Genomic DNA, 26,409 nt, shown 5'->3' with positions numbered 1-26,409 from the left:
ACGGGAGAGTGACCTAATGTGGCAAGCTATCAGCCGGCTTTTGGAAGAACATCTCGGTGCTGCCGAAATCGAGGAGCGCCGCGAATTGCCGGGTGGCGAAATGCACCCGGCCTGGTATGTTCGCTATGGCGACCATGAGGTTTTCGTAAAATGCGACGTGCGTGAAATGCTGCCCAAATTCACCGCGGAAGCCGACCAGCTTACCTTGCTGTCGCGCAGCCGTACGGTAAACGTCCCTGAGGTTTACGGCGTGGGCAGTTCCCGCGATCACAGTTTCCTGTTATTGCAGCACCTGGCGGTAAAACCGCTGGATGCCCACGGCGCCTGGTGTCTTGGCGAACAGCTGGCGCGATTGCACCAATGGAGCGATCAGCCGCAGTTTGGTCTGGACTTTGATAACGACCTCTCCACCACCGTGCAGCCGAACTGCTGGCAGCGGCGCTGGTCGGTTTTTTTTGCCGAGCAGCGTATTGGCTGGCAATTGCAGTTGGCCGCAGAGAAAGGCATGCACTTTGGCGATGTCGAGACCCTGATTGCGCGCGCGGAAGAGCGGCTGGCCGGCTATCAGCCGCAGCCGTCGTTACTGCACGGCGACCTCTGGCCGGATAATTGCGCCAACAGCGATAATGGCTGTTATCTGTTTGATCCGGCCTGCTATTGGGGTGACAGGGAGTGCGATCTGGCGATGCTGCCGCTCTACCCGGCGCTGCCGCCGCAGATTTACGACGGCTACCAAAGCGTCTGGCCGCTGGATAAGGGCTTTATCGAACGGCAACCCATCTATCAGATTTATTACCTGCTCAATCGCGCCAATCTGTTTGGCGGCAAGCATATTGTTGCGGCCCAGCAGGCGATAGAGACGCAGTTGCCGCTCTGATGGCGCATAGCCCGCCGCGCGCGGGCACAACAACAATGGGAAAGCGCCGGTATAGAATACCGGACTTAGAGCCCTAATAAGCGCAGCACCATATACCCAATGCCGGCAATAATGAGCGGCAAAATATAGAGCGGAAAGAATTGCAGGAAAATGGTGTGTCGCGGCAACACCACGCGAGATTCCAGCTTCTGCCGGGTGTTGCCTTCGTGACCTTTCACTTTTTCCAGAATCAGTTGATCTTCAATGCCTTCACGGATCGCCTTCACCTGCCGGGACATACGGGCGCCGGAAACCTGCAGCGCCAGGCCGACGAAAATCAGTATATAAATCAGCCAGAACATCAGGCTGGCGGCGGTAAAGAAACGCGAAAAATCCGGAACCGGCGAGTTGTACCAGAAAATATTCAGAAACGGGGTATTAAAACGCACCATCTCGATCATCAGATGCGAAAAATCCAGCAGCACCGCATCAATACCCTGCTTTTTCTGCGTATAGGCATAAAGATAATTAGCCAGTGAAACAATAGTGGACAGCAAAGCCGGAATAAAAATGATCCATCCCGCGATACGTTTAACCACGGCGACACGGCCGGCCTGTCGATACGTCATGAGTTCCCCTTCTGAGCGACGCAACATTGTTAATATTTCGGATAACAATAGTGTATACCTAAAAAAACCTGTTAGAAGCCTACGTTAAGTTTACCGTCAGTCAACGTTTTATCGCTCGGACTCCCTCAGCGGCGATGATTTGGCTTACAATCTACCGATGTTTTCTTCTATAACGGAGCCTATGGCATGACCTTTGATTCTTCTATCCGCGCGGCGATTTTTGACATGGATGGCTTACTGATCGATTCAGAACCCTTATGGGATATAGCCGAGCTTGAGGTCATTGCGTCTCTGGGGATTGATACCTCATTGCGACATTCCATGACCGACACGCTGGGATTGCGCATCGATATGGTGGTTGACCAGTGGTATCAGCTTGCGCCCTGGGATACCCCCAGCCGGGAGGTGGTTGTCGGCCGTATTATCGAACGCGCCACCGCCCTGGTCGCCGAGCGCCGTCCGCTCTTGCCGGGCGTCGAACAGGCTTTGCAGCTCTGTCGTCAACAACATCTCAAGATCGGCCTGGCGTCCGCCTCCCCTCTGGCCATGCAGCGGCAGGTATTGGCCATGTTCAATCTGGAGCGCTATTTCGACGTTCTGGTTTCCGCCGAAAATCTGCCTTATAGCAAACCGCACCCGGAGGTGTATCTGAATGCGGCACAAGGGTTGGGCGTCTCGCCGCTGCGCTGCGTCACCCTGGAGGATTCGATAAACGGCATGATTGCGACCAAAGCGGCGCGGATGCGTTCGATTGTGGTGCCGCAAGGGGAATTGAGTAATGATCCGCGCTGGGCGCTGGCCGATCATAAGCTCGGCTCGTTGCTACAGCTTGACGTCGCCCATATTATCTAAATAGGGCGACAGGGAGAGCGCTAATCGGCGGCGCGTCGCCCGGAAAAAAGCCGGCCGACGCCAGGGAAGCTACAGAAAATCAGCGCGTTTGGGAGAAAAGGTGTCGATCAAAATGCTGCCGTCTTCCAGGGAAACCACGCCGTGCATTTCGTTTTTTACCGCCATGTAGGCATCGCCGGTTTTCAGAATACGCTTTTCACCTTCAATCACCACCTCGAAACTGCCTGCGGCGACGTAAGCGATTTGATCGTGAATATCATGTTTGTGGGGCGTACCAACGGCGCCCTTGTCAAAATGCACGCAGACCATCATTAGCTCATCGCTCCAGGTGATGATCTTACGCTTGATGCCGCCGCCCAATTCTTCCCACGGCGTTTCGTCGTCAATAAAATACCTTCTCATCGTTTCCCCTCTCTTCTGTTGCTCCCCCGTGCGTGCATTCAAGGCGAGCATGTGCCTGCGGATAGCGACATTCTAGTAATATCAGCGCCAGATGAAACCTAGAATAAGCAAAACCATGACCGCCCTCAAGAAATAAATAAAACAATATTTCATATTTATTGAATTCACATCCCAATCAAACTATCATCCATCATAACAAGAAAGAACCGGGCAAACCAAGGTTCAGGTGACGTTGTCACTGCCACGCGCCGCATCTGTTCCGCCCGGCGCTTTCCCCAGGGTTTTACGCGGATTGATATCCGTATCTGAAGAGAGGCGAAGCAATGCAAGTACGTCAAGGCATTCACAGCGTTCACGCCAGCCAACTGGACACCGCCGGTCTGCGCCGCCAGTTTCTGATAGAACGGATTTTTTCCGCCGATGCCTACACCATGACCTATAGCCATATCGACCGCATCATCGTCGGCGGCATTATGCCCGTCGAGGCCGCCGTGACCATCGGCGGCGAAGTCGGCAAACAGCTGGGCGTCGGCTATTTCCTCGAGCGGCGCGAGTTAGGGGTTATCAACATTGGCGGCGCGGGCGCGATCGCGGTTGACGGGACGCGTTATGAGATAGGCAACGAGGAAGCGCTGTACGTCGGCATGGGCGCAAAAGACGTGCGCTTCATCAGCAGCGACGCGAAAAAACCGGCAAAGTTCTACTACAACAGCGCGCCGGCGCACACCGCCTATCCGACCCGTAAAATCACCCGGGCGGAGGCGTCGCCGCAGACTCTGGGAGAAGATGCCAGCGGCAACCGCCGCACCATTAATAAATATATCGTTCCCGACGTATTGCCCACCTGTCAGCTCACTATGGGCCTGACCAAACTGGCCGAAGGCAGCCTGTGGAATACCATGCCTTGCCATACGCATGAACGCCGGATGGAAGTCTATTTCTATTTTGATATGGATGACGAAACCGCCGTTTTTCACCTGATGGGGCAACCGCAGGAAACCCGTCATATTGTAGTTCACAACGAGCAGGCGGTGATCTCACCGAGCTGGTCGATCCATTCCGGTGTGGGCACCAGACGCTACACCTTTATCTGGGGCATGGTTGGCGAGAATCAGGTTTTCGGTGACATGGATCACGTCGAGGTCAGCGAGCTACGTTAACCGCTGGCGACCGGAATAACCGGGAATTCCCTACAGTAACAGCTAACGACTAAGTATTGTCGCTTATGGAGAGATTATGGCTATGATTTTAAATTCCTTCGATTTACAGGGTAAAGTGGCGCTTATCACCGGTTGTGATACGGGGCTGGGTCAAGGTATGGCTATCGGACTGGCGCAGGCCGGTTGCGATATCGTCGGCGTCAATATTGTCGAACCCAAAGACACCATCGAGAAAGTCACCGCGCTGGGACGCCGTTTCCTCAGCCTGACGGCGGATGTGAGCAAAATTGCCGGCCACGCCGAACTGGTGGAAAAAGCCGTTGCCGAGTTTGGCAAAGTTGACATTCTGATCAACAACGCCGGCATTATCCGCCGCGAGGATGCCATCGAGTTCAGTGAAAAAAACTGGGACGACGTGATGAACCTGAACATCAAGAGCGTATTCTTTATGTCGCAGACGGTTGCCCGCCAGTTTATCAAGCAGGGCAACGGCGGCAAGATCATCAATATCGCGTCGATGCTCTCTTTTCAGGGCGGTATCCGCGTACCTTCCTACACCGCCTCGAAAAGCGCGGTAATGGGCGTCACCCGTCTGCTAGCCAATGAGTGGGCCAAACACCATATCAACGTCAACGCCATCGCCCCCGGATATATGGCCACCAACAATACCCAGCAACTGCGCGCGGATGAAGAACGCAGCAAAGAAATCCTGGAGCGCATCCCGGCGGGTCGCTGGGGCCTGCCGCAGGATGTTATGGGCCCGGCGGTATTTCTGGCGTCCGGCGCTTCTGATTATATCAACGGCTATACCATCGCCGTTGACGGCGGATGGCTCGCTCGATAATACCTCTTTTCGCGCCTGCCATTATTTTCGACCCGCTGATAAAAGGCACAATTCACATTGTGCTTTTTATTTGTTTTTCAAAAAGTTATTTTTATATTTACGCCATTCCCCACGCTAAAAACCCCGCTTTAAAAAAAATCAAAACAACGTTCCGACTTTGATCACACTTTCGCTATCGGGTACATGACGGCAAGGCGAATAGCGCCATATAATCAATCGAAACAGCGTTTCTATTTATAAGGAACTGTTAAATCAGTTCCATAAGAAGGTACTCGATGAGTATTTTTGCCCGTCTGTACACCAGCAGAGAAAACAGGCTTGACGAGTGGATTGCCGCACTGGACAAGCATATTGATACCGTAACAAAGCGGGCCAGCAGCCGCAGCAATCCAACGCCGCTGCTGGCCGACGGATTTGACGTGCTTAATCATGATCCCGTCGTTTGGCAATTTCCCGACGGGCATAGCGCGCCGATTTCCAATTTCGCCAGCCAGCAAAACTGGTTGAGAACGCTTTGTGCGATGAGCGTCATCACCGGGGAAAACAGCTATCAGCAGCAGGCCGCCGCGCAGACGGCGTACTTTTTGACACATTTCGTCGATGACCATAGCGGCCTGCTTTTCTGGGGCGGGCATCGTTTTATCAATCTGGATACGCTGCAAAGCGAAGGGCCGGAATCAAAAGCCCAGGTCCATGAACTCAAACACCACCTGCCCTATTACGCGCTGCTGCATCGCATTGATGACGTAAAGACGCTGAATTTCCTACAGGGCTTTTGGAGCGCGCACGTCGAGGACTGGAACTCGCTGGACCTCGGGCGCCACGGCGATTATGCCAAACCGCGCGACCCCGACGTTTTCCAGCATCCCCGTCACGACGTGGTTAACCCCGAGCGTTGGCCGCTTCTGCCGCTGACGAAAGGGCTGACCTTTGTTAACGCCGGCACCGATCTTATCTATGCCGCCTTCAAGTATGCGGAATATACCGGCGATCGGCAGGCGGCGAAATGGGGCAAGCATCTGTACCGTCAATACGTGCTGGCAAGAAACCCGGAGACCGGGATGCCGGTTTATCAATTCAGCTCACCGCTGCAGCGCCGGCCTGTGCCCGCCGACGATAACCAAACCCAGTCCTGGTTCGGCGACCGCGCCCAGCGCCAGTTCGGCGCCGAATTCGGCGAGATAGCCCGCGAGGCCAACGTGCTTTTCCGGGATATGCGCCCGCTGTTGATTGATAACCCGCTGGCCATGCTGGATATCCTGCGCGTTCAACCCGACGACGAAATGCTCGGCTGGGTGATTTCCGGGCTGAAAAATTATTACCAATACGCCTATGACCTGAGCAGCAATACGCTGCGCCCGATGTGGAATAACGGCCAGGATATGACCGGTTATCGTTTTAAGCGCGACGGCTATTACGGAAAAGCCGGCACGGAATTAAAACGCTTTGCTCTGGAGGGAGATTATTTATTGCCGCTGGTGCGGGCCTATTGCCTGAGCGCCGATGAGGATCTGTATGCGTTGATTAACGTTATTCTCAGCCGTCTGACTAAGGATAACGCGCGCCATATCGCCAGCCCGGCTTTACTGTGCGCCATGGTCGAATTGGCCGAACACCGCCAGTCGGAAAAATGGGCGCAATACGCCTGGCAATTGGCTGAAACCCTATTTGAAAAACATTTTCATCGCGGATTATTCGTGCGTTCGGCGCGGCATCGCTACCTGCGACTGGATGACCCGGCCCCGCTGGCTTTATCCGCCTTCATCGCCGCCTGCCGCAACAGGCTAAACGAGATTCCGCCGTTTTTAACCCAGGGGGGATATGTGCACGGTGACTTTCGCGTTAACGGGGAAAATAAAATTATCTATGACGTGGAGTTTATTTATCCAGAGTTATTAAAGGTTTGATTTTATGTTTGTTAATAATGATTTCCAATTACTAATAGGTAAGCATGATGAATGAAAACAGAATGCTGGGGTTAGCCTATATCTCCCCCTATATTATAGGGCTGATAGTTTTTACCGCTTTTCCCTTTATTTCGTCATTTATACTCAGTTTTACCGAGTATGACTTGATGAACCCTCCCGAATTCACCGGGATGGAAAATTATCATCGGATGTTGCTGGAAGACGATCTTTTCTGGAAATCCATGTTGGTTACCTTTGCCTACGTCTTTCTGACCATACCGTTGAAATTAATATTCGCCTTGCTGATTGCCTTTGTGCTCAATTTTAAATTGCGCGGGATCGGTTTCTTTCGTACCGCTTACTATGTGCCTTCCATTTTAGGCAGCAGCGTGGCCATCGCCATACTGTGGCGGGCGCTTTTCGCCATTGACGGCCTGCTGAACAGCTTTCTCGCCGTGTTCGGTTTTGACGCCATCAACTGGCTAGGCGAACCCTCTCTGGCATTGATGTCGGTCACCCTGCTGCGCGTCTGGCAGTTTGGCTCCGCCATGGTTATCTTCCTGGCCGCCTTGCAGAACGTTCCGCAATCGCAGTATGAAGCCGCCATGATTGACGGCGCCTCCAAATGGCAAATGTTTATGAAAGTGACCGTGCCATTAATTACGCCGGTTATTTTCTTTAACTTTATTATGCAGACCACTCAGGCATTCCAGGAATTTACCGCGCCTTACGTCATCACCGGCGGCGGTCCGACCCACTATACCTACCTGTTCTCGCTCTATATCTACGATACGGCATTCAAGTATTTCGATATGGGCTACGGCGCGGCGTTGGCGTGGGTGCTGTTCCTGGTCGTGGCGGTATTTGCGTCGGTTGCCTTCAAATCGTCCAAATACTGGGTGTTCTACTCCGCCGATAAAGGAGGAAAAAATGGCTGACATGCATTCAAATATCAACGCGACGCGAGAAAGCGCGGCATTGGAAATTCGCCGTACGCTGCGCAAAGAGAAAATCAACGCCGCCGTTCGTTACGTTATTCTGTTGGTTGTCGGCCTGCTGATGCTGTATCCGCTGGTGTGGATGTTCTCGGCGTCCTTTAAGCCGAATCATGAGATCTTCACCACCCTCGGATTATGGCCGGCGCACCCGACCTCGGACGGCTTCGTCAACGGCTGGAAAACCGGCACGGAATACAACTTCGGCCACTACATGATCAACACCTTCAAGTATGTGATCCCGAAAGTGATTCTGACCATTATCTCTTCCACCATCGTCGCTTACGGCTTTGCCCGTTTCGAAATCCCGTGGAAGAACTTCTGGTTCGCCACGCTTATCGCCACCATGCTGCTGCCCAGCACCGTACTGCTGATCCCGCAGTACATCATGTTCCGCGAGATGGGCATGCTGAACAGCTATCTGCCTCTCTATCTGCCATTGGCGTTCGCCACCCAGGGCTTCTTTGTCTTTATGCTGATCCAGTTCCTGCGCGGCGTACCGCGCGATATGGAGGAAGCGGCGCAGATCGACGGCTGCAACTCCTTCCAGGTGCTGTGGTATGTGGTGGTGCCGATTCTGAAACCGGCGATCATCTCCGTCGCCCTGTTCCAGTTTATGTGGTCGATGAACGACTTTATCGGTCCGCTGATCTACGTCTACAGCGTGGATAAATATCCGATCGCGCTGGCGTTGAAAATGTCCATCGACGTGACAGAAGGCGCACCATGGAACGAAATCCTGGCCATGTCCAGCATTTCGATTCTGCCATCCATCATTATTTTCTTCCTGGCGCAGCGTTACTTCGTTCAAGGCGTGACCAGCAGCGGAATCAAAGGTTAATAGAGGATCTATCATGGCTGAAGTCATTTTCAACAAGCTGGAAAAAGTATATTCCAACGGTTTTAAAGCGGTACACGGCATCGACCTGACCATTAACGATGGCGAATTTATGGTGATCGTCGGCCCTTCGGGCTGCGCCAAATCCACCACGCTGCGCATGCTGGCCGGTCTGGAAACCATCAGCGGCGGCGAGGTGCGCATCGGCGAACGGGTGGTGAATAATCTGGCGCCGAAAGAGCGCGGGATCGCCATGGTGTTCCAGAACTATGCGCTCTACCCGCATATGACGGTAAAGGAGAACCTGGCATTCGGCCTGAAGCTCAGCAAAATGCCGAAAGCGCAGATTGAAGAACAAGTGGCCGAAGCCGCCAAAACCCTGGAGCTGGAGGAGCTGATGGACCGCCTGCCGCGCCAGCTCTCCGGCGGTCAGGCGCAGCGCGTCGCGGTGGGCCGCGCCATCGTTAAAAAGCCGGACGTGTTCCTGTTTGACGAACCCTTATCCAACCTGGACGCCAAGCTGCGCTCCTCCATGCGTATCCGTATTTCCGACCTGCATAAACAGCTGAAGAAAAGCGGTAAAGCCGCGACCACCGTGTATGTCACCCACGACCAGACGGAGGCCATGACCATGGGCGACCGTATCTGCGTGATGAAGCTGGGTCATATCATGCAGGTGGATACGCCGGATAACCTGTACCACTTCCCTGTCAACATGTTTGTCGCCGGCTTTATCGGCTCGCCGGAAATGAATATCAAACCCAGCAAACTGGTGGAAAAAGACGGCCAGATTGGTTTGACCGTCGGGCACTACACGCTGGTTCTGAACAGCGAGCAGCAGGATAAAGTGCGAGCTTACTCCGGCCAGGATGTTTTCTTCGGCATCCGTCCGGAATACGTCACCGTTTCAGAGACTCCGTTTACGGCCAACCACTCGCAGGGCGAGCTGGTGCGCGTGGAAAACATGGGTCATGAATTCTTTATGTACATAAAAGTCGATGGCTTTGAATTAACCAGCCGCGTCCCGTCCGATGAAGCGCGGCAGATTATAAAAAACGGCCTGCATCGCCAGATATTCTTCCAGTTCGATATGGAAAGATGCCATATCTTTGATGCAAAAACAGAAAAAAATATCTCTCTTTAACAGGAGTAGCACCCGATGAAAAAAGCGATCCTACACACGCTGATAGCCTCATCCCTGGCCTTACTTGCGGCGCCGTCTTTTGCCGCCGACCAGGTTGAACTGAGAATGTCCTGGTGGGGCGGCAACAGCCGCCACCAGCAAACGCTCAAGGCAATCGAAAGCTTCCATCAGCAACACCCCAATATTACGGTGAAAGCGGAGTACACCGGTTGGGATGGGCACCTGTCCCGCCTGACCACCCAGATCGCCGGTAAAACCGAGCCGGACGTGATGCAGACCAACTGGAACTGGTTGCCGATTTTCTCGAAAAACGGCGATGGGTTCTACGATCTGAACCTGGTCAAAGATTCATTGGACCTGACCCAGTTCGACGCCAAGGAACTGCAAGGCACCACCGTTAACGGTAAGCTGAACGGCATTCCCATTTCCGTTACCGCCCGCGTTTTCTATTTCAACAATGAAAGCTGGAAAAAGGCCGGACTGGAATATCCCAAAACCTGGGATGAGCTGTTGAACGCCGGCAAGGTATTCAAAGAAAAACTGGGCGACCAGTACTACCCGGTGGTCCTGGAACATCAGGATTCACTGGCGCTGTTAAGTTCTTACATGATCCAGAAGTACAATATTCCCGCTATCGACGAAAAAGCGCAGAAATTCTCCTATAGCGATGCGCAGTGGGTAGAACTCTTCAGCCTGTACAAGAAACTGGTTGATAGCCACGTTATGCCTTCGGCAAAGCACTATGCCTCTTTCGGCAAGAGCAATATGTATGAAATGAAGCCGTGGATTACCGGCGAGTGGAGCGGCACCTATATGTGGAACTCCACCATCACCAAATACTCCGACAACCTGCAGCCGCCGGCCAAACTGGAGTTGGGCCCTTATCCCATGCTGCCGGAAGCCAAAGACGCCGGCCTGTTCTTTAAACCGGCGCAAATGTTCTCTATCGGTAAATCAACCAAGCATCCTAAAGAATCCGCCCTGCTGATCAACTTTCTGCTGAATAGTAAGGAAGGCGTTCAGGCACTGGGATTAGAGCGCGGCGTACCCTTAAGCAAGGCCGCCGTGGCGCAACTGACCGCCGATGGGGTAATTAAAGAGGACTCCCCCTCCGTTGCCGGGTTAAATCAGGCATTAAATTTACCGCACGCGCTGAAAACGTCACCCTACTTTGACGACCCGCAGATCGTCTCCCTGTTTGGCGACGCCATTCAGTATATCGACTACGGTCAAAAATCCGTTGAAGAAACGGCAAAATATTTCCAGCGCCAGTCTGAACGCATTTTAAAACGCGCAATGAGATAACGGAAAGCGGTTACTTTAATCATATTCACCCTGCCGTCAAAGCGGCAGGGATTTTTCAATTAAATTAAAACAAGAAAATTACCCGATCCGATCCCCTTCACATTTTGAAATTCATTTTTACTTTTTGTTACTCAAGCCGATCGCGATCACAAAACGGATAGTAATAATAAATAAAATAGAACTTGTTCCAAAAAGCGTAATGCGTCTTTTGAATTAATCCCCATCATAACTTCTGGGAAATATAAAAAATGAAATTAAAATTATTAGCTTTGGCGGTAACATCGTTAGTCAGTATTAATGCAATGGCCGTAACCATCGATTACCGCCATGAATTCCAGGATAGAGCAGGTAATACACATAAAGATCGTTTATTGATGTCTCATCGTTTTGCAAGTGGTTTTGGTTTATCCGTGGAAGCCAAATGGGCTGGAGCAGACGATAAAGATAAACCATATCATGAGACTGTCAGCAATGGTACGGAAGTGGTTGCCAGCTACGTATATAACTTCAACAAAACGTTTTCCCTGGAACCCGGATTCTCTTTAGATTCAAACTCTTCATCTAACAACTACCGCCCGTATCTGCGCGGTAAAGTCAATATCACTGACGATCTGTCTGCCACTCTGCGCTATCGTCCTTATTACAAACGCCATAGCGGCAACATCGGTACACAAAAAAACACCTCCGAGAATGGTTATAATCTGACTGCGGTTGTGAGCTACAAATTCCTGAAGGGATTCCAGGTTGATTACGAATTGGATTATAAGAAAGTTAATACTGAATATTTCACCCCGGTATCGGATAACGAAGATTACGATATCGCACATGATGTAAAACTCTCTTATAGACTGGACAAAAACTGGAGGCCCTATATGGCTGTCGCTAACGTATCCGGTAGTAAATTTACTGACGAGCGCCAGACCCGTTACCGCGTAGGCGTGCAGTATAATTTCTGATCGCGGCCCGGTTATTTACATAAATCCTGATATTAGAATAGTAAAAGGGATGTTAAATTTATCGTATCGAATTGAAGTAAATTCGTTTAATTATTAACATCCCTTTATTATGAAGTGTGTTATTAGTTGAGTAAGTTAGCGTTTTAGCCGTATCAATTCCCGTGTCTGAATTACCCTCTTGGTCTATAAATATTATTGCTTTATTTTTTAGTTTCAGGGCACTCATTTTTCTGTGTAATCTGTGTAATGAGTGCCCTACTTTTAAATCGCTATTCCCTCTTGCGGTGAACTCCCCCTGGGAGAGGCCCTGATTTACCCAACCTTCCACCCTGCACCGCTCCGCGGCGTCTGGCCGATAACGGCCGAACCTTCACATCCATATAACAAACTTATGAAAGAACTGTTATCCTTTCGCTGTTTGTTTTTATTTTTTGAAAAAATTACGCATATAACTGATAGGGAGAAGTGGAGATGAATTTTCCGCTGCTGTTGAATATTGCGGCATTCGCCGCGCTATTGTTGCTGCTGGGATACGCCAGCAGCAACAAGTCATGGAGCCTGGCGAAAAAGGTATTACTGGGTTTGGTCATCGGGGTTTTGTTCGGTCTGGCATTACATCTGATTTATGGCGGCGATAACCCGGTCATCAGGCAGTCGGTGGCCTGGTTTAATATTGTCGGCAACGGCTACGTGCAACTGCTACAGATGATTGTTATGCCGCTGGTATTTGTCTCCATTCTCAGCTCGGTGGCGAAGCTGCACAATGCCTCTTCGTTAGGCAAAATCAGCGTCCTGACGCTCGGCACCCTGCTGTTTACCACGCTGATTGCCGCTTTGGTCGGGGTTTTCGTCACCAACCTGTTCGGGCTGACCGCCACGGGATTGGTTCAGGGCGCGCAGGAAAGCGCCCGCCTGTCGGCTATCGAAACCAACTACGCGGGCAAGGTGGCCGATCTGAGCATCCCGCAGATCATCCTGTCGTTTATTCCCAAAAATCCGTTTGCCGAGCTGACGGGAGCCAATCCCACGTCAATTATCAGCGTGGTTATTTTTGCCGTCTTTCTCGGCGTCTCCGCCCTGCAACTGACGAAAGACGACGCGGTGAAAGGCGAGCGGATCCTGACCGCCATCGATACGCTGCAGGCCTGGGTGATGAAACTGGTTCGTCTGGTGATGAAACTGACCCCCTATGGCGTGCTGGCGCTAATGACCAAAATGGTCGCCAGCTCCAATCTGCAGGATATCCTCAAGCTGGGCAGCTTCGTGGCGGCCTCCTATCTCGGCCTGGCCATTATGTTCGGCGTACACGCGCTGCTGCTGTCGCTGACCGGCATCAATCCGGCGCGCTTTTTTCGTAAGATATGGCCGGTGCTGACTTTCGCCTTCACCAGCCGCTCCAGCGCAGCGACCATTCCCCTCAGTATCGAGGCGCAAACCCGCCGTATCGGCGTGCCGCAATCCATCGCCAGCTTTGCCGCCTCGTTCGGCACCACCATCGGCCAGAATGGCTGCGCCGGGCTTTATCCCGCCATGCTGGCGGTGATGGTGGCGCCGACCGTCGGCATTAACCCGCTCGATCCGCTGTGGATCCTCACCCTGGCCGGCATCGTTACCATCAGTTCGGCGGGCGTGGCCGGCGTAGGCGGCGGCGCAACCTTTGCCGCGCTGATCGTGCTGCCGGCAATGGGGCTGCCCGTCACGTTGGTGGCGTTGCTGATTTCCATTGAACCATTGATAGATATGGGGCGCACGGCGTTAAACGTCAGCGGTTCCATGACCGCGGGCACGGTGACCAGCCAGTTATTGAAACAAACGGATAAAACGGTGTTTGACGCTAAGGAAGAGGCGGAGTTGGCGCATCGCTAGCATTACGCATTAAAACGACAACCTGTCGGTAGCGCGCGTCGCCGACAGGTTAATCCTCGGTTACGGCTAGTTTAACGCGCTGTTCAGCAGAATAGCCGTGATGATGCCCGTCGCCGCGGCGATCAACACGTAATTGCCGTTAATATAGGCCCAGTGCTGACCGGCCGGCGGCTCACGCAACCCGCGGGCATGCCAGTCATTTACCCGATAATCATCCCCGCGAAAACGTTTGGGAGCCGGGTGGCCTCTCCTGAAGTTATTCCCCTTCCACGCAAAATGATCGCGTTCACGAAAATTGCCGGCATTGCGATGCTCGCGGGAAGTCTGTTTTTCCGCTCTTTTCCCGTTGCCGCTATGCTGATTGGCGTTAGGCAGCATTCTTTGCTTACCGTCGGCGCCCTGCGCATTTCCGCGCTCCCCGCTATGTTGATTATTGCGTTGTTGCAACTTCTGCTCTTGCGGGCCGTTCGTCCTTTCAGCAAAAGTAAGGGGTGAAAAAGAGCTTGTCGCCAGGAGTAACGACATCGTCAGCGCCAGTGTTTTTTTCGTCATTGTATTTTCCTCGACATATTTACAGTCTGGTAAACCGGTTGATAGCAATATCGGATACAATGGCGCCGGACGAAAGGTGGAAATATCTTAAAACCCTATTTCTGACAATAGTTTACCAAATCCAGGCAGATTCTTAACACTCCCCCGTATAGCGCTTAAAGGGACGAGGACGTTGTACGGCGTTTGGCGGGATATTCACAGATGAAACGGGAAGACGCGGTTCCCCGCGGAGAACGCGTCTTCCCGTCTGTCTTCAGATATGAAAATGTGGATATTGCAGAGGGTTACGCTGGCCCGTAGGCGACGTTATGATACTCGTTATCACTACCGCTGCGGGTTGGTGTCATAAGCCTGGCAGCTTTGGAAGCCTTTGTTGCGCACCGTGCCGGTTTCGTCATAGCTGACAAAATAGTTCTGCGCCGTGCCATCACGATTCTTCAGCAGATAATCGCTACAGGTACCTGTCGCATTCACCAGCCTTCTTTCCACGCCAATCGAACCTGCAATCTGACGAACCTGTTGCTTCGTCATTCCCACCTTGACGTCTTTCACTACCGGCTCATTCACATAACTCTCGGCTTTGTTATAAGTCGAACACCCGGAGAGAAAAACTGCTCCTGCAGCCGCAATACACAATAATAGTCGATTATTTTTCATTACATTACCTCGTAGGAATGGGTATTGATAAGGGTAGACGGCAAACCCTGTTTTTTCAAATTATAGCCATACTTATGCGCATACTGGCTAAACTGAGGCGTTACTTCACCCATAGGTAAAACTGCTGGCAGCGCGCTTATTCTTTTTCTTCACGCTGATTAGCTTTACACTCTGATGATTAAGACAATTTTGGGCGGCATCAACAAGTTCAGCAAAGGGGGGATTATGTCATTACAACAAGAGATTATCAGTGCGCTGGGCGTGAAAAGCAGTATCGATCCAACGCAGGAAATCCGCGTCAGCGTTGATTTTTTAAAAGATTATCTGACGGCGCATCCGTTTGTGAAGTCGTTGACTCTGGGGATCAGCGGAGGTCAGGACTCAACGCTGACCGGTAAACTGTGCCAGATTGCCATCACCGAACTGCGTAATGAAACCGGCAGGCAGGATTATCAGTTTATCGCGGTGCGTTTGCCCTACGGCGTTCAGGCCGATGAGGCCGACTGCCAGGACGCCATCGCCTTTATCAAGCCGGATAAGGTGCTGACCGTCAATATCAAACCGGCGGTGCAGGCCAGCGAAGCCACGCTGAAAGCGATTGGCATCGAGCTTTCCGACTTTGTCAAAGGCAATGAAAAAGCCCGCGAGCGCATGAAAGCCCAGTACAGCATCGCCGGGATGAACGCCGGCCTGGTGGTGGGAACCGATCATGCCGCAGAAGCGGTGACCGGATTTTTCACCAAATATGGCGACGGCGGTACGGATATCAACCCGATATTCCGCCTGAATAAACGCCAGGGGAAAGCGCTGCTGCGCGAATTGGGCTGTCCGTCGAACCTTTACACCAAAGCGCCCACCGCCGATCTGGAGGACGACCGCCCTGCGCTGCCGGATGAAGTGGCGTTAGGCGTGACCTATGAAAAAATTGACGACTACCTGGAAGGTAAAACGATTGACGCCAAAGAGGCCGCGATTATAGAAAACTGGTATCGCAAAACCGAGCATAAGCGCCGGCCGCCGGTTACCGTTTTCGACGACTTCTGGCGTTAATCGGCTTTCATTTACACTGGCGGATGCCGGCCCCGGCATCCGTTGACGCTGTTTTTGCCGGTGGATACTCCGGTATTAACAATGCCTGCACAGGCAACGGGCTCTGAGATCCCCCTTGGAGCAATAACCTGTTATAGTGGAATTCACATTTATTTAACTCAAAAAAACCACGGCATGTTACGGCGTTTCTTCTCTTACTACGCCCCTTACAAGGGGTTGTTCGTGCTCGATTTTGGCTGCGCGATTATCGCCGGTTTACTCGAGCTCGGTTTCCCGATGGCGATCAAGGCGTTCATCGACAAGCTGCTGCCGGAGCAGGACTGGACGTTGATTCTGCTGGCCTCGGTGGCGTTATTGGTCGTGTATTTACTGAATACCGGACTGATGGCCATTGTGAACTACTGGGGACATGCGCTGGGGGTCGGCATCGAAACCGATATGCGCCGTCAGGCGTTTGAGCATCTGCAAAAGCTGCCTTTCCGCTATTACGACAATATGAAAACCGGTCATATTATCACCCACGTCACCAAGGATCTGGAAGAGGTGGGGGAAATCGCCCATCACGGCCCGGAAGACCTGTTTATCGCCATTATGACCTTTATCGGCGCGTTTATTCTGATGGCGACCGTGCATCAGCCGTTGGCGATGATCACTATCGTTATCGTGCCCTTTATGACCTATCTGGTCAGCCGCTATGGCGCGCGCATGACCGATACCTGGCGTCAGCTATTTGGTCAGGTCGGCAATTTCAACGCCCGTATTGAAGAGAGCGTGGGCGGCATTCGGGTGGTCAAAGCGTTCGCCAATGAGGCGCATGAGAAAAAGCTGTTCTCTCATGACAACGAAAGCTATCGCCGCACCAAACTTCAGGCCTATCGCATTATGACCGCCAGTTTGACGCTCAGCTACCTGAGCACCAGGCTGATTCAGCTGATCGTCATGCTGGCGGGCATCTGGTACGTTATCGCCGGCGAACTTACCTACGGCGGCTTTATCGGCTTCCTGTTGCTGATCGAGGTATTCTTCCGCCCCGTGGCTAAAATTACCGCGGTGCTGGAGAGCTATCCGAAAGGGATTGCCGGTTTCAAGCGCTTTACCCAGCTGATTGACACGGTGCCGGAAATTGCGGACTCCCCCAATGCGCGCGATGCAGGGGTGCTTAAAGGCGATATCCGCTTCAGTCAGGCTTGTTTTGGCTATTCGCCCGACCGCCCCATCATCCATAACGTTAATCTGTCGATTCGCGCCGGCGAAACGGTCGCCTTTGTCGGGCCTTCCGGCGCGGGAAAAACCACGCTCTGTTCCCTGCTGCCCCGCTTTTATGATTTAACCGGCGGCAGTATCACCATCGACGGCATCGATATCCGCGACATGACGCAGGCTTCGCTGCGCAGCCAGATTGGCATCGTGCAACAGGATGTCTTCCTGTTCGGCGGAACCATTCGTGAAAATATCGCCTATGGAAAACTGGGCGCCGGCGATAAAGAGATCATGCAGGCGGCGCGGCGCGCCAGGCTGGACGAGCTGATTGAGAATCTGCCGGACGGCCTGGATACCATCGTGGGCGAACGCGGCGTTAAATTGTCCGGCGGCCAGAAACAGCGTTTATCCATTGCGCGGATTTTCCTGAAAAATCCGCCGATTCTGATCCTGGATGAGGCGACCTCCGCGCTGGATACCGCCACCGAACAGGCCATTCAACAGTCGCTCAGCGAGCTTTCGGCGGGACGAACCACGCTGGTTATCGCCCATCGTCTGGCAACCATTCAACATGCCGAGCGCATTGTGGTGGTTGATAACGGCGGGATCATCGAGCAAGGCAGTCATCGGGCGTTAATCGAACGCAGCGGGATTTACGCCAGTTTGCATCAGGCGCAGTTCGGCCGCGCCTGATCCTTTTTGCGTGCGGGAGACGTCCGTCCCACGCATTTTTATTCTTTTCCAGGGGGGTGATGCGGAATGGTGTAAACTTGTATAAATTGCATTTAAAATATAGCTATTATCACCCGTTCAGAAAATAACGCACATGGCGAGAAAACCCCCAGGCAAACACCGGCGGCGTGAGATCCGTACCGTCGGGCTGATGATCGACCTGTACCAAAAGCACCATCCCGCGGCCGACGGCGACGATAAATACCGGCGGCTGTTCGATTACGCCGTCAATCGCCTGGAACGCTGCTATTTCGGCGAAGAGAAACCGGCGTGCAAGCACTGCCCCATTCACTGCTACCAACCAGCCAGGCGAGAAGAGATCAAAGCGATTATGCGCTGGTCGGGGCCGCGTATGCTGCTTCGCCACCCTATTCTGGCCATCCGCCATTTGATTGACAACCATCGCCCGGTGCCGGATTACCCGGCGCCGAAAACCGACGCAAGGAAATAGATTGCTCCCGCGGCATTAAAGCCGGTAGCATTTATTACCATCGGCTCCCCCAGACTTAATCGGATATTCGCAATGCACGTACTTTGCTCGGTAACAACAGAACAATTCACGACGCTGACCGATATATGGGAAGCATCTGTCCGCCAGACGCATTCATTCCTTACTGAACAGGATATTTTACTTTTGCGCCCCCGCATTTTGCATGACTACCTGCCGTCACTGGAAAGTAGCTATTGGTAATAGCGACTCCAAAGCCATCCGCTCTGTGGATATCCCCCGTCATTCTCGCGCAGGCGAGAATCTGCTTTTCCCCAACAACGCGGTGTCGCCTGAGATGCCCGCCTACGCGGGCATGACGCGAGAGCGTCTGCCGGAAGAATGTGACGTGACGACGGATGTTCAACACAATAGCTGCGTAGACAGAAGTCTGCGGCAACATCGAACCGCTATGCGGAAGAGAATCCCACCGACTGCCGCGGGGATGATCGGTGGTGGTATTCGGAGATGACTATTTCGGTGTGGGTTTGTCAGTAATCTGAAAAAAGGCCGCTTGCGCGGCCTTTTTGGTTATCACTTTTACTCTTTGGGAGAGGCGTTCTCTACCCTGCTTTTTAGCTTTTGCCCCGGACGGAACGTGACCACACGGCGCGCCGTAATCGGAATATCTTCGCCAGTTTTTGGGTTACGTCCCGGTCGTTGGTTTTTGTCTCGCAAATCAAAATTGCCGAATCCTGACAATTTGACCTGCTCGCCATTCTCCAAAGCGCGACGAACTTCTTCAAAAAACAGCTCGACTAGCTCTTTGGCATCCCGTTTGCTCAGCCCAAGCTTCTCAAACAGGTATTCTGACATTTCAGCTTTAGTAAGCGCCATAGGTTCAATCCCTCAAGGATGCTTGGAATCGCTGTTTTAATGCTGCTACACACTGCGCAACGGTAGCGGCAATTTCCTCTTCTGCCAGTGTACGAGAGTTATCTTGCAAGATTAGACTGATAGCCAGGCTCTTATACCCTTCCGCTACGCCCTTCCCTCGGTACACGTCGAATAAGTTTACGCCAACTAACTGATTTGCGCCAACTTTCTTACACTCGGCTAAAATATCGCCAGCGGGAACGTTTTCAGCCACTACCACAGCGATATCACGACGGTTTGCAGGGAAACGAGAAATGTTGCTCGCATCAGGCAGCACGCGGTCTGCGACCTTGTTCCACAACAGTTCGAAGATCACGGTACGCCCGTTAAGATCCAGCTTACGTTCCAATTCCGGATGGATAACTCCAATAAATCCAATGCGTTCCCCGCACAGATAAATAGCAGCACTTTGCCCCGGATGCAATGCCGGATTACTTTCCGCGCGGAATTCAATCTCGGACAATTTTCCCGTCAGCGCCAGTATCGATTCCAAATCGCCTTTCAAATCATAGAAGTCAACCGTCTGGCGCGCCAGATCCCAATGCTCTTCATAGCGGCCGCCGGTAATCACCCCCGCCAGCATCACATCCTGACGAATACCCAGCGGAGCGCGGTTGTCGGGCACGAAGCGCAGTCCGCTTTCAAACAGGCGCAGGCGGTTTTGCTGACGGTTCTGGTTGTACACCACCGCGCCCAGCAGGCCGCTCCACAGCGACAGGCGCATCGCCGACATTTCGGCGGAGATCGGGCTGGGCAGAATCAGCGCCTCTTCGCCGGGGTGGATTAACGCCTGAATTTTAGGATCAACAAAACTGTAAGTAATTGCTTCCTGATAGCCATGATCGACCAATAACGTCTTGACCCGCTTGAGAGAAAGGTTCGCTTCACGATGCGAGGTCATCTTCAGCGGCGCCTGAGTGGCGATATTGGGAATGTTGTCGTAGCCGTAAAGGCGGGCGACTTCTTCCACCAAATCCTCTTCAATTTCCATATCGAAGCGCCAGCTTGGCGCCACGGCCTGCCATCCGGCGTCGATCTTCGTCACCATGCAGCCAAGACGCTGCAAAATATCCGTCACCTGCTCGTCGGCAATAACGTGACCAATCAGACGATCCAGTTTTTCGCGGCGCAGCGTAATGGTGGCGCGCAGCGGCAAATCCGCTTCGCTGGTCACCGCCGCCACCGGGCCGGCGCTGCCGCCGCAAATATCGATCAGCAGACGGGTGGCGCGCTCCATCGCCTTAAACTGCAACGCCGGATCGACGCCGCGTTCATAGCGATGAGACGCATCCGTGTGCAGGCCGTAGCGACGCGCCCGTCCGGTAATCGACAGCGGGTTAAAGTAGGCGCACTCCAGCAGAACGTTCTGCGTCTCTTCGCCGACGCCCGAATGCTCGCCGCCAAAAATCCCGCCCAGCGCCAGCGCTTTCCGGCGGTCGGCGATAACCAGCGTATCGGCGCCCAGCTTGGCCTGGTTGCCGTCCAGCAGCGTCAGGGTTTCGCCCTCTTGCGCCATACGCACCACAATGCCGCCGTCCAGCCTATCGAGGTCAAAGGCGTGCATCGGCTGGCCTAACTCCAGCAAAACGTAATTGGTGACGTCAACCACCGCATCGATGGAGCGAATACCGCTGCGGCGCAGCTTTTCACGCATCCACAGCGGGGTGGGCGCTTTGACGTTAATGCCTTTAACCACCCGGCCCAGATAGCGCGGGCAGGCCTGCGGCGCGTCAACCTGAATGGGAAAGGTATCCTGGATGGTCGCCGCAACGGGCGCGATCTCCGGCTCCGTCAGCGCTAACCGGTTCAGCACCGCCACGTCGCGCGCCACGCCGATAATCCCCAGGCAGTCGGCGCGGTTTGGCGTTACGCTGATTTCAATGGCGCTGTCGTCCAGCCGCAGATAGTCGCGAATATCGGCGCCGATCGGCGCATCCGCCGGCAGTTCGATAATGCCGTCGTGGTCTTCTGAAATGCCCAGTTCCGAGAATGAACACAGCATCCCTTCCGACGGCTCGCCGCGCAGCTTGGCCGCTTTGATTTTAAAATCGCCCGGCAATACCGCGCCGATGGTGGCGACGGCGACTTTCAGGCCCTGACGGCAGTTAGGCGCCCCGCAGACAATATCCAGCAGGCGATCGCCGCCGACATTCACCTTGGTCACGCGCAGTTTATCGGCGTTCGGATGCTGCCCGCACTCCGCCACTTCGCCGACCACCACACCGTGGAACGCGGCGGCAACCGGCTCGACGCCGTCCACTTCCAGACCGGCCATGGTGATTTGTTCGGATAGCGTTTCGCTGTCAACCGCCGGGTTTACCCACTCGCGCAACCAGAGTTCACTGAATTTCATGATGATATTCCCGCCTTACTTAAACTGTTTGAGGAAACGCAGATCGTTTTCAAAGAATGCGCGCAAATCGGTGACGCCGTAACGCAGCATGGTCAAGCGCTCCATGCCCATGCCGAAGGCAAAGCCGGAGTAGATTTCCGGATCGATACCCACGTTGCGCAGCACGTTGGGATGCACCATGCCGCAACCCAGCACCTCCAGCCATTTGCCGTTTTTACCCATCACGTCCACTTCGGCGGAAGGCTCGGTAAAGGGGAAATAGGAGGGACGGAAGCGCACCTGTAAATCTTCCTCAAAAAAGTTGCGCAGGAAATCGTGCAAGGTTCCTTTCAGATTGGTAAAGCTGATGTTTTTATCCACAATCAGCCCTTCCATCTGATGGAACATCGGCGTATGCGTCTGATCGTAATCGTTGCGGTATACGCGGCCGGGAGCAATGATGCGAATCGGCGGCTGCTGGTTTTCCATGGTGCGGATTTGCACCCCGGAGGTTTGCGTACGCAGCAGGCGTTTGGCGTCGAACCAGAAAGTGTCGTGATCGGCGCGCGCCGGATGGTGTCCGGGAATATTCAGCGCATCGAAATTATGATAGTCGTCTTCAATTTCCGGCCCCGTCTCCACGGAGAAGCCCAGCTCGCCGAAAAAGGTTTCAATGCGATCGATGGTGCGGGTGACCGGATGCAGACCGCCGTTTTCGATGCTGCGCCCCGGCAGCGACACGTCGATGGTCTCCTCCGCCAGCCGGGCGTTCAATTCCGCCGACTCCAGCGCCTGCTTGCGCGCATTCAGCGCCGCCTGTACGTCCTGCTTGGCCTGGTTGATAACGGCGCCCGCGGCGGGACGCTCTTCAGCAGGCAGCTCGCGCAGCGAGGTCATCTGAAGGGTTAAGTGACCTTTTTTGCCGAGATATTCGACGCGCACGGTATCCAGCGCGGCGACATCCTGGGCCTCTTCTATAGCTGTTCTGGCTTTGGCGACCAGCTCTGCGAGATGTGGCATTGCATTCCTCTTCTTCTGCCTGTACGGCCAACTGTCACGTTGGCAAAATTGTGTCGTATGAAATAAAAAAGCCTCCCTGTGGGAGGCTTAGGCGCTACTTTTCGTTTCTTTTCTTACGCGCAAAGCCCCCCAAATTCAGGCGCTAAAGTAAAAAAAGAAACGGAAAATAGCAGTATGCATACTTGCGTTACCTTGTCGTTATCGTAAGACGGGAAAATAAAACAACTTTTATTGAAAAATGATGCCGGCTAAATGTCAACAACCACAGGCGTTTTCTTTGACGCCAATAGCGCCGATAACTAAAAGAGGGAGCAAAGCTCCCTCTTTTAACTGACTTATGCCAGTGCTGCTTTCGCTTTTTCAACCAGGGCGCTGAAAGCGACCTTGTCGAATACGGCGATATCAGCCAGGATCTTACGGTCGATTTCAACAGAGGCTTTTTTCAGGCCGTTGATGAATTTGCTGTAAGACAAGCCATTTTGACGGGCTGCTGCGTTGATACGTGCAATCCACAGCTGGCGGAACTGACGCTTACGTTGACGACGGTCGCGGTAGGCGTACTGACCTGCTTTGATTACTGCCTGGAAGGCAACACGATAAACGCGCGAACGGGCACCGTAGTAACCTTTCGCTTGTTTCAGTATTTTTTTGTGACGTGCGCGAGCAACCACACCACGTTTTACGCGAGCCATATGCTCTCTCCTAAAGTCTTATTCTAAATTCAAAAAGGTTACTTATGCGTACGGCAGACATGCGATGACAAGACCCAGATCCCCTTTGGAGACCAGACCCTTCGGACGCAGATGACGTTTACGTTTAGTCGCTTTTTTGGTCAGAATATGACGCAGGTTAGCATGCTTACGCTTAAAGCCGCCGTTGGCGGTTTTTTTGAAGCGTTTAGCGGCGCCGCGTACTGTTTTGATCTTTGGCATGTTAATTTCCACTTCGCATTGTTAATTACAACGAATCAGATTAAGGCGAACAAAACCCGCACTGCGCAAACGCGGCGCGGGTTCGGTTACTTGAATGCCTTACTGTTTCTTCTTGGGTGCGAGCACCATGATCATCTGGCGGCCTTCAATCTTCGATGGGAAGGATTCAACCACCGCCAGTTCACTCAGATCGTCACGAACGCGGTTAAGCATTTCGATGCCAATCTGTTGGTGCGCCATTTCACGACCGCGAAAACGCAGCGTGATTTTGGCTTTATCGCCGTCTTCCAGAAAGCGAACCAGGTTGCGTAGTTTGACCTGATAGTCGCCATCATCGGTGCCAGGACGGAATTTGATTTCCTTGACCTGAATAACTTTTTGCTTCTTCTTTTGTTCCTTGGTGGCCTTACTCTTCTCATAGAGGAATTTGCCGTAATCCATGATTCGGCAAACCGGCGGCTCGGCGTTCGGACTGATTTCAACTAAATCAACACCTGCTTCCTCGGCTTTTTCTAATGCTTCATTCAGACTGACAATGCCAAGCTGTTCGCCTTCGACGCCTGTCAGGCGTACCTCTTGTGCGCGAATTTCTCTGTTGATGCGATTAGGACGCGCCGGTTGAACTCGTTTTCCGCCTTTAATACCTTATTCCTCCAATTGATGAAGACTACGGCTGCGAATCTCTTGCTGCAGCTTACTGATCACTTCACTAACGTCAATGCTTCCCAAATCTTTGCCCCGGCGGGTACGGACAGCAACTTTCCCTGCCTCAACCTCTTTATCGCCGCAGACCAGCATGTAGGGAACACGCCGCAAAGTGTGCTCGCGGATTTTAAAGCCTATCTTCTCATTTCTCAAGTCTGCTTTTACGCGAATACCCGCTTCTTGCAATTTTCTGCTTAATTCGCTGACATAGTCAGACTGGCTATCGGTGATATTCATAATCACCGCTTGCACCGGGGCCAGCCAGGTCGGGAAGAAACCGGCGAACTCTTCGGTAAGAATACCGATAAAGCGCTCCATTGATCCCAGAATAGCCCGGTGAATCATTACCGGCACCTGCCGTTCGTTACTTTCGCCCACGTAGGAGGCGTTCAGTCGCCCCGGTAATGAAAAGTCGAGTTGCACCGTACCACACTGCCAGGCGCGATCCAAACAATCATGCAGGGTAAATTCAATCTTCGGACCGTAAAACGCCCCTTCCCCCGGCTGATATTCGAACGGAATGCCGTTTTCCGTCAGCGCGGCCGCCAGATCTTCCTCGGCGCGGTCCCAGACTTCATCGCTGCCGATGCGCTTCTCGGGACGGGTAGACAGTTTCACCACGATTTTTTCAAAACCGAAGGTGCCGTACATATCATACACCATTTTGATACAGCTATTGACCTCAGCGCGCACCTGCTCTTCGGTACAGAAGATATGGGCGTCGTCCTGGGTGAAGCCGCGCACGCGCATCAGACCGTGCAGCGAACCAGACGGCTCGTTGCGATGACAACTGCCGAACTCCGCCATGCGCAGCGGCAGATCGCGGTACGATTTCAATCCCTGATTGAAAATCTGCACGTGCCCCGGGCAGTTCATCGGCTTGATGCAATATTCCCGGTTTTCCGACGAGGTGGTGAACATCGCGTCTTTGTAGTTATCCCAGTGGCCGGTTTTCTCCCACAGCACCCGGTCCATCATAAACGGACCTTTCACTTCCTGATACTGATACGCTTTCAACTTCATGCGCACAAAGGCTTCCAGCTCGCGGAAGATGGTCCAGCCGTCGTTGTGCCAGAACACCATGCCCGGCGCTTCTTCCTGCATATGGTAAAGATCGAGCTGTTTACCGATTTTGCGGTGATCGCGCTTCGCCGCTTCTTCAATACGCTGCAAATAGGCATTGAGCTGTTTTTTATCCGCCCAGGCGGTGCCGTAAACGCGCTGCAGCATTTTATTGTTGCTGTCGCCTCGCCAGTAGGCGCCCGACGTTTTCTGCAGTTTGAAGTGATGGCAGAAACGCATATTCGGCACATGGGGACCACGGCACATATCAACGTATTCTTCATGATGATAGAGCCCCGGACGGTCGTCATGGCTGATATTTTCGTCCAGAATGGCGATCTTGTAGGTCTCGCCGCGCGCGACGAAAACATCGCGCGCCTCCTGCCAGCTGACTTTCTTTTTGATAACGTCGTAATCTTTGTCGGCCAGCTCATGCATGCGTTTTTCAAGCAGATCGATATCTTCCTGGGTCAGCGTACGGTCGATATCCACGTCATAATAAAAACCGTTGTCGATCACCGGGCCGATGGCCATTTTGGTATCGGGCCACAATTGCTTGATGGCATGCCCCAGCAGGTGAGCGCATGAGTGGCGAATGATTTCCAGCCCCGCTTCATCTTTAGCGGTGACGATCGCCAGTTGGGCGTCGGTCGCAATTTTATCGCCGGCGTCCACCAGTTCGCCGTCGACGCGTCCGGCGATACAGGCTTTCGCCAGTCCGGGACCGATATCAAGCGCGACGTCGAGGGGGGAAACGGGGTGATCGTAGTGACGCTGACTTCCATCAGGAAGAGTAATAACAGGCATTGTAATTCCCTTATTTGCAGTGGTGACCCACACGAAAGATCACATACAAAAAACAATTTTCTTTAATTTCAGATAATTGCCCATCAAGTCAGACCCACAATGTCGGATTGAGGAGCAAGTTGGTGGTACGCGCTTCAACGGCGTACGCCTTTCGGCCTAAAAAGCAGCCGGGATAATATCACTAAATAAGGCAAGGATAAATGCGCGCCCGGATATAAATCAACGTCATACCATCCCACCCTC

Annotated in this window: 26 protein-coding genes and 1 other annotated feature; of the genes, 14 read left to right on the top strand and 12 right to left on the bottom strand. The window is 53.0% G+C overall.

The features are described 5' to 3' along the window. Positions 1–16 precede the first annotated feature (16 nt). Positions 17–877, top strand: coding sequence for a fructosamine kinase family protein (locus tag DDT56_RS18135; protein ID WP_136167823.1), 861 nt, complete (start codon positions 17–19; stop codon positions 875–877). 65 nt (positions 878–942) lie between these two features. Here the strand turns inward: DDT56_RS18135 and DDT56_RS18130 are convergent, their stop codons facing one another. After that, entirely contained in the window at positions 943–1,485 is a 543-nt protein-coding gene (locus DDT56_RS18130; protein WP_136167822.1) for a YniB family protein, read from the bottom strand. Positions 1,486–1,671: 186 nt separating this feature from the next. Here DDT56_RS18130 and hxpB point away from each other — a divergent pair, with 186 nt between their 5' ends. Continuing rightward, complete coding sequence (hxpB, locus tag DDT56_RS18125; RefSeq protein ID WP_136167821.1) at positions 1,672–2,337, top strand: hexitol phosphatase HxpB; 666 nt, start codon at positions 1,672–1,674, stop codon at positions 2,335–2,337. A gap of 69 nt (positions 2,338–2,406) precedes the next feature. On the opposite strand, the gene DDT56_RS18120 is transcribed toward hxpB, so the two are convergent. Further along, positions 2,407–2,739, bottom strand: a complete 333-nt coding sequence (locus tag DDT56_RS18120) for a cupin domain-containing protein (RefSeq protein ID WP_136167820.1) — start codon at positions 2,737–2,739, stop codon at positions 2,407–2,409. 323 nt (positions 2,740–3,062) lie between these two features. Between DDT56_RS18120 and kduI the strand changes: the two genes are divergently transcribed. The 9 genes from kduI (at position 3,063) to DDT56_RS18075 (ending at position 13,754) form a co-directional block, all read left to right on the top strand. After that, positions 3,063–3,899 carry a 5-dehydro-4-deoxy-D-glucuronate isomerase gene (kduI, locus tag DDT56_RS18115; RefSeq protein ID WP_136167819.1) on the top strand — a complete coding sequence of 279 codons (837 nt, stop codon included), beginning with the start codon at positions 3,063–3,065 and terminating at the stop codon, positions 3,897–3,899. Between the two features lie 82 nt (positions 3,900–3,981). Continuing rightward, a complete protein-coding gene (gene kduD / locus DDT56_RS18110; RefSeq protein ID WP_136167858.1) occupies positions 3,982–4,743 on the top strand; it encodes a 2-dehydro-3-deoxy-D-gluconate 5-dehydrogenase KduD in 762 nt (253 codons plus the stop codon). Positions 4,744–5,018: 275 nt separating this feature from the next. After that, complete coding sequence (gene pelW, locus DDT56_RS18105) at positions 5,019–6,650, top strand: pectate disaccharide-lyase PelW (protein ID WP_136167818.1); 1,632 nt, start codon at positions 5,019–5,021, stop codon at positions 6,648–6,650. 47 nt (positions 6,651–6,697) lie between these two features. Continuing rightward, entirely contained in the window at positions 6,698–7,588 is an 891-nt protein-coding gene (locus tag DDT56_RS18100; protein WP_136167857.1) for a carbohydrate ABC transporter permease, read from the top strand. Further along, complete coding sequence (locus DDT56_RS18095; protein WP_136167817.1) at positions 7,581–8,486, top strand: carbohydrate ABC transporter permease; 906 nt, start codon at positions 7,581–7,583, stop codon at positions 8,484–8,486. The genes DDT56_RS18100 and DDT56_RS18095 overlap by 8 nt, the downstream gene beginning before the upstream one ends. Positions 8,487–8,499: 13 nt before the next feature. Beyond that, the gene (locus tag DDT56_RS18090) at positions 8,500–9,627 is read left to right on the top strand and encodes an ABC transporter ATP-binding protein (RefSeq protein ID WP_136167816.1); all 1,128 of its coding nucleotides are present in this window, start codon (positions 8,500–8,502) and stop codon (positions 9,625–9,627) included. A 15-nt stretch (positions 9,628–9,642) separates the two neighbouring features. Next, positions 9,643–10,932, top strand: a complete 1,290-nt coding sequence (locus DDT56_RS18085; RefSeq protein WP_136167815.1) for an ABC transporter substrate-binding protein — start codon at positions 9,643–9,645, stop codon at positions 10,930–10,932. A gap of 248 nt (positions 10,933–11,180) precedes the next feature. Beyond that, complete coding sequence (locus DDT56_RS18080; RefSeq protein ID WP_136167814.1) at positions 11,181–11,888, top strand: oligogalacturonate-specific porin KdgM family protein; 708 nt, start codon at positions 11,181–11,183, stop codon at positions 11,886–11,888. A 471-nt stretch (positions 11,889–12,359) separates the two neighbouring features. Next, a complete protein-coding gene (locus DDT56_RS18075) occupies positions 12,360–13,754 on the top strand; it encodes an L-cystine transporter (RefSeq protein WP_136167813.1) in 1,395 nt (464 codons plus the stop codon). Positions 13,755–13,820: 66 nt separating this feature from the next. Here DDT56_RS18075 and DDT56_RS18070 read toward each other — a convergent pair whose 3' ends face one another. Both DDT56_RS18070 and osmE read right to left on the bottom strand, forming a co-directional pair. Then, positions 13,821–14,306: an RcnB family protein gene (locus DDT56_RS18070; RefSeq protein ID WP_136167812.1), complete on the bottom strand. Its 486-nt coding sequence runs from the start codon at positions 14,304–14,306 to the stop codon at positions 13,821–13,823. A gap of 324 nt (positions 14,307–14,630) precedes the next feature. After that, the gene (gene osmE, locus DDT56_RS18065) at positions 14,631–14,963 is read right to left on the bottom strand and encodes an osmotically-inducible lipoprotein OsmE (RefSeq protein ID WP_136167811.1); all 333 of its coding nucleotides are present in this window, start codon (positions 14,961–14,963) and stop codon (positions 14,631–14,633) included. A 225-nt stretch (positions 14,964–15,188) separates the two neighbouring features. On the opposite strand from osmE, the gene nadE reads away from it, so the two are divergent. The 3 genes from nadE to DDT56_RS18050 all read left to right on the top strand — a co-directional run bounded on the left by nadE (position 15,189) and on the right by DDT56_RS18050 (position 18,396). Continuing rightward, positions 15,189–16,013, top strand: coding sequence for an ammonia-dependent NAD(+) synthetase (nadE, locus tag DDT56_RS18060; RefSeq protein WP_136167810.1), 825 nt, complete (start codon positions 15,189–15,191; stop codon positions 16,011–16,013). 174 nt (positions 16,014–16,187) lie between these two features. Further along, positions 16,188–17,906: an ABC transporter ATP-binding protein gene (locus DDT56_RS18055; RefSeq protein ID WP_136167809.1), complete on the top strand. Its 1,719-nt coding sequence runs from the start codon at positions 16,188–16,190 to the stop codon at positions 17,904–17,906. A gap of 133 nt (positions 17,907–18,039) precedes the next feature. After that, complete coding sequence (locus DDT56_RS18050; RefSeq protein WP_136167808.1) at positions 18,040–18,396, top strand: nitrous oxide-stimulated promoter family protein; 357 nt, start codon at positions 18,040–18,042, stop codon at positions 18,394–18,396. Positions 18,397–18,972: 576 nt separating this feature from the next. On the opposite strand, the gene ihfA is transcribed toward DDT56_RS18050, so the two are convergent. The 8 genes from ihfA to thrS all read right to left on the bottom strand — a co-directional run bounded on the left by ihfA (position 18,973) and on the right by thrS (position 26,166). Continuing rightward, the gene (gene ihfA, locus DDT56_RS18045; RefSeq protein ID WP_009112984.1) at positions 18,973–19,269 is read right to left on the bottom strand and encodes an integration host factor subunit alpha; all 297 of its coding nucleotides are present in this window, start codon (positions 19,267–19,269) and stop codon (positions 18,973–18,975) included. A 4-nt stretch (positions 19,270–19,273) separates the two neighbouring features. Further along, positions 19,274–21,661: a phenylalanine--tRNA ligase subunit beta gene (gene pheT / locus DDT56_RS18040; protein ID WP_136167807.1), complete on the bottom strand. Its 2,388-nt coding sequence runs from the start codon at positions 21,659–21,661 to the stop codon at positions 19,274–19,276. Between the two features lie 15 nt (positions 21,662–21,676). Further along, positions 21,677–22,660 carry a phenylalanine--tRNA ligase subunit alpha gene (gene pheS, locus DDT56_RS18035; RefSeq protein WP_136167806.1) on the bottom strand — a complete coding sequence of 328 codons (984 nt, stop codon included), beginning with the start codon at positions 22,658–22,660 and terminating at the stop codon, positions 21,677–21,679. 61 nt (positions 22,661–22,721) lie between these two features. Continuing rightward, positions 22,722–22,846, bottom strand: a sequence feature (Phe leader region). Further along, on the bottom strand, positions 22,796–22,840 hold the full coding sequence (gene pheM, locus DDT56_RS18030) for a pheST operon leader peptide PheM (RefSeq protein WP_121514181.1): 45 nt from the start codon (positions 22,838–22,840) through the stop codon (positions 22,796–22,798). Its footprint overlaps the feature before it by 45 nt. 149 nt (positions 22,847–22,995) lie before the next feature. Beyond that, positions 22,996–23,352 carry a 50S ribosomal protein L20 gene (rplT, locus tag DDT56_RS18025; protein ID WP_009112987.1) on the bottom strand — a complete coding sequence of 119 codons (357 nt, stop codon included), beginning with the start codon at positions 23,350–23,352 and terminating at the stop codon, positions 22,996–22,998. Positions 23,353–23,394: 42 nt separating this feature from the next. Further along, a complete protein-coding gene (gene rpmI / locus DDT56_RS18020) occupies positions 23,395–23,592 on the bottom strand; it encodes a 50S ribosomal protein L35 (protein WP_009112988.1) in 198 nt (65 codons plus the stop codon). Positions 23,593–23,691: 99 nt separating this feature from the next. Then, on the bottom strand, positions 23,692–24,234 hold the full coding sequence (gene infC / locus DDT56_RS18015) for a translation initiation factor IF-3 (protein WP_072065893.1): 543 nt from the start codon (positions 24,232–24,234) through the stop codon (positions 23,692–23,694). Positions 24,235–24,237: 3 nt separating this feature from the next. Further along, the gene (thrS, locus tag DDT56_RS18010) at positions 24,238–26,166 is read right to left on the bottom strand and encodes a threonine--tRNA ligase (protein WP_136167805.1); all 1,929 of its coding nucleotides are present in this window, start codon (positions 26,164–26,166) and stop codon (positions 24,238–24,240) included. Positions 26,167–26,409: the final 243 nt, after the last annotated feature.

Source organism: Brenneria corticis, assembly GCF_003115855.1.
Lineage (GTDB): Bacteria > Pseudomonadota > Gammaproteobacteria > Enterobacterales > Enterobacteriaceae > Brenneria > Brenneria corticis.
Note: the sequence above shows the minus strand (reverse complement) of the source record. Positions and strands in the feature narration are given on the sequence as shown.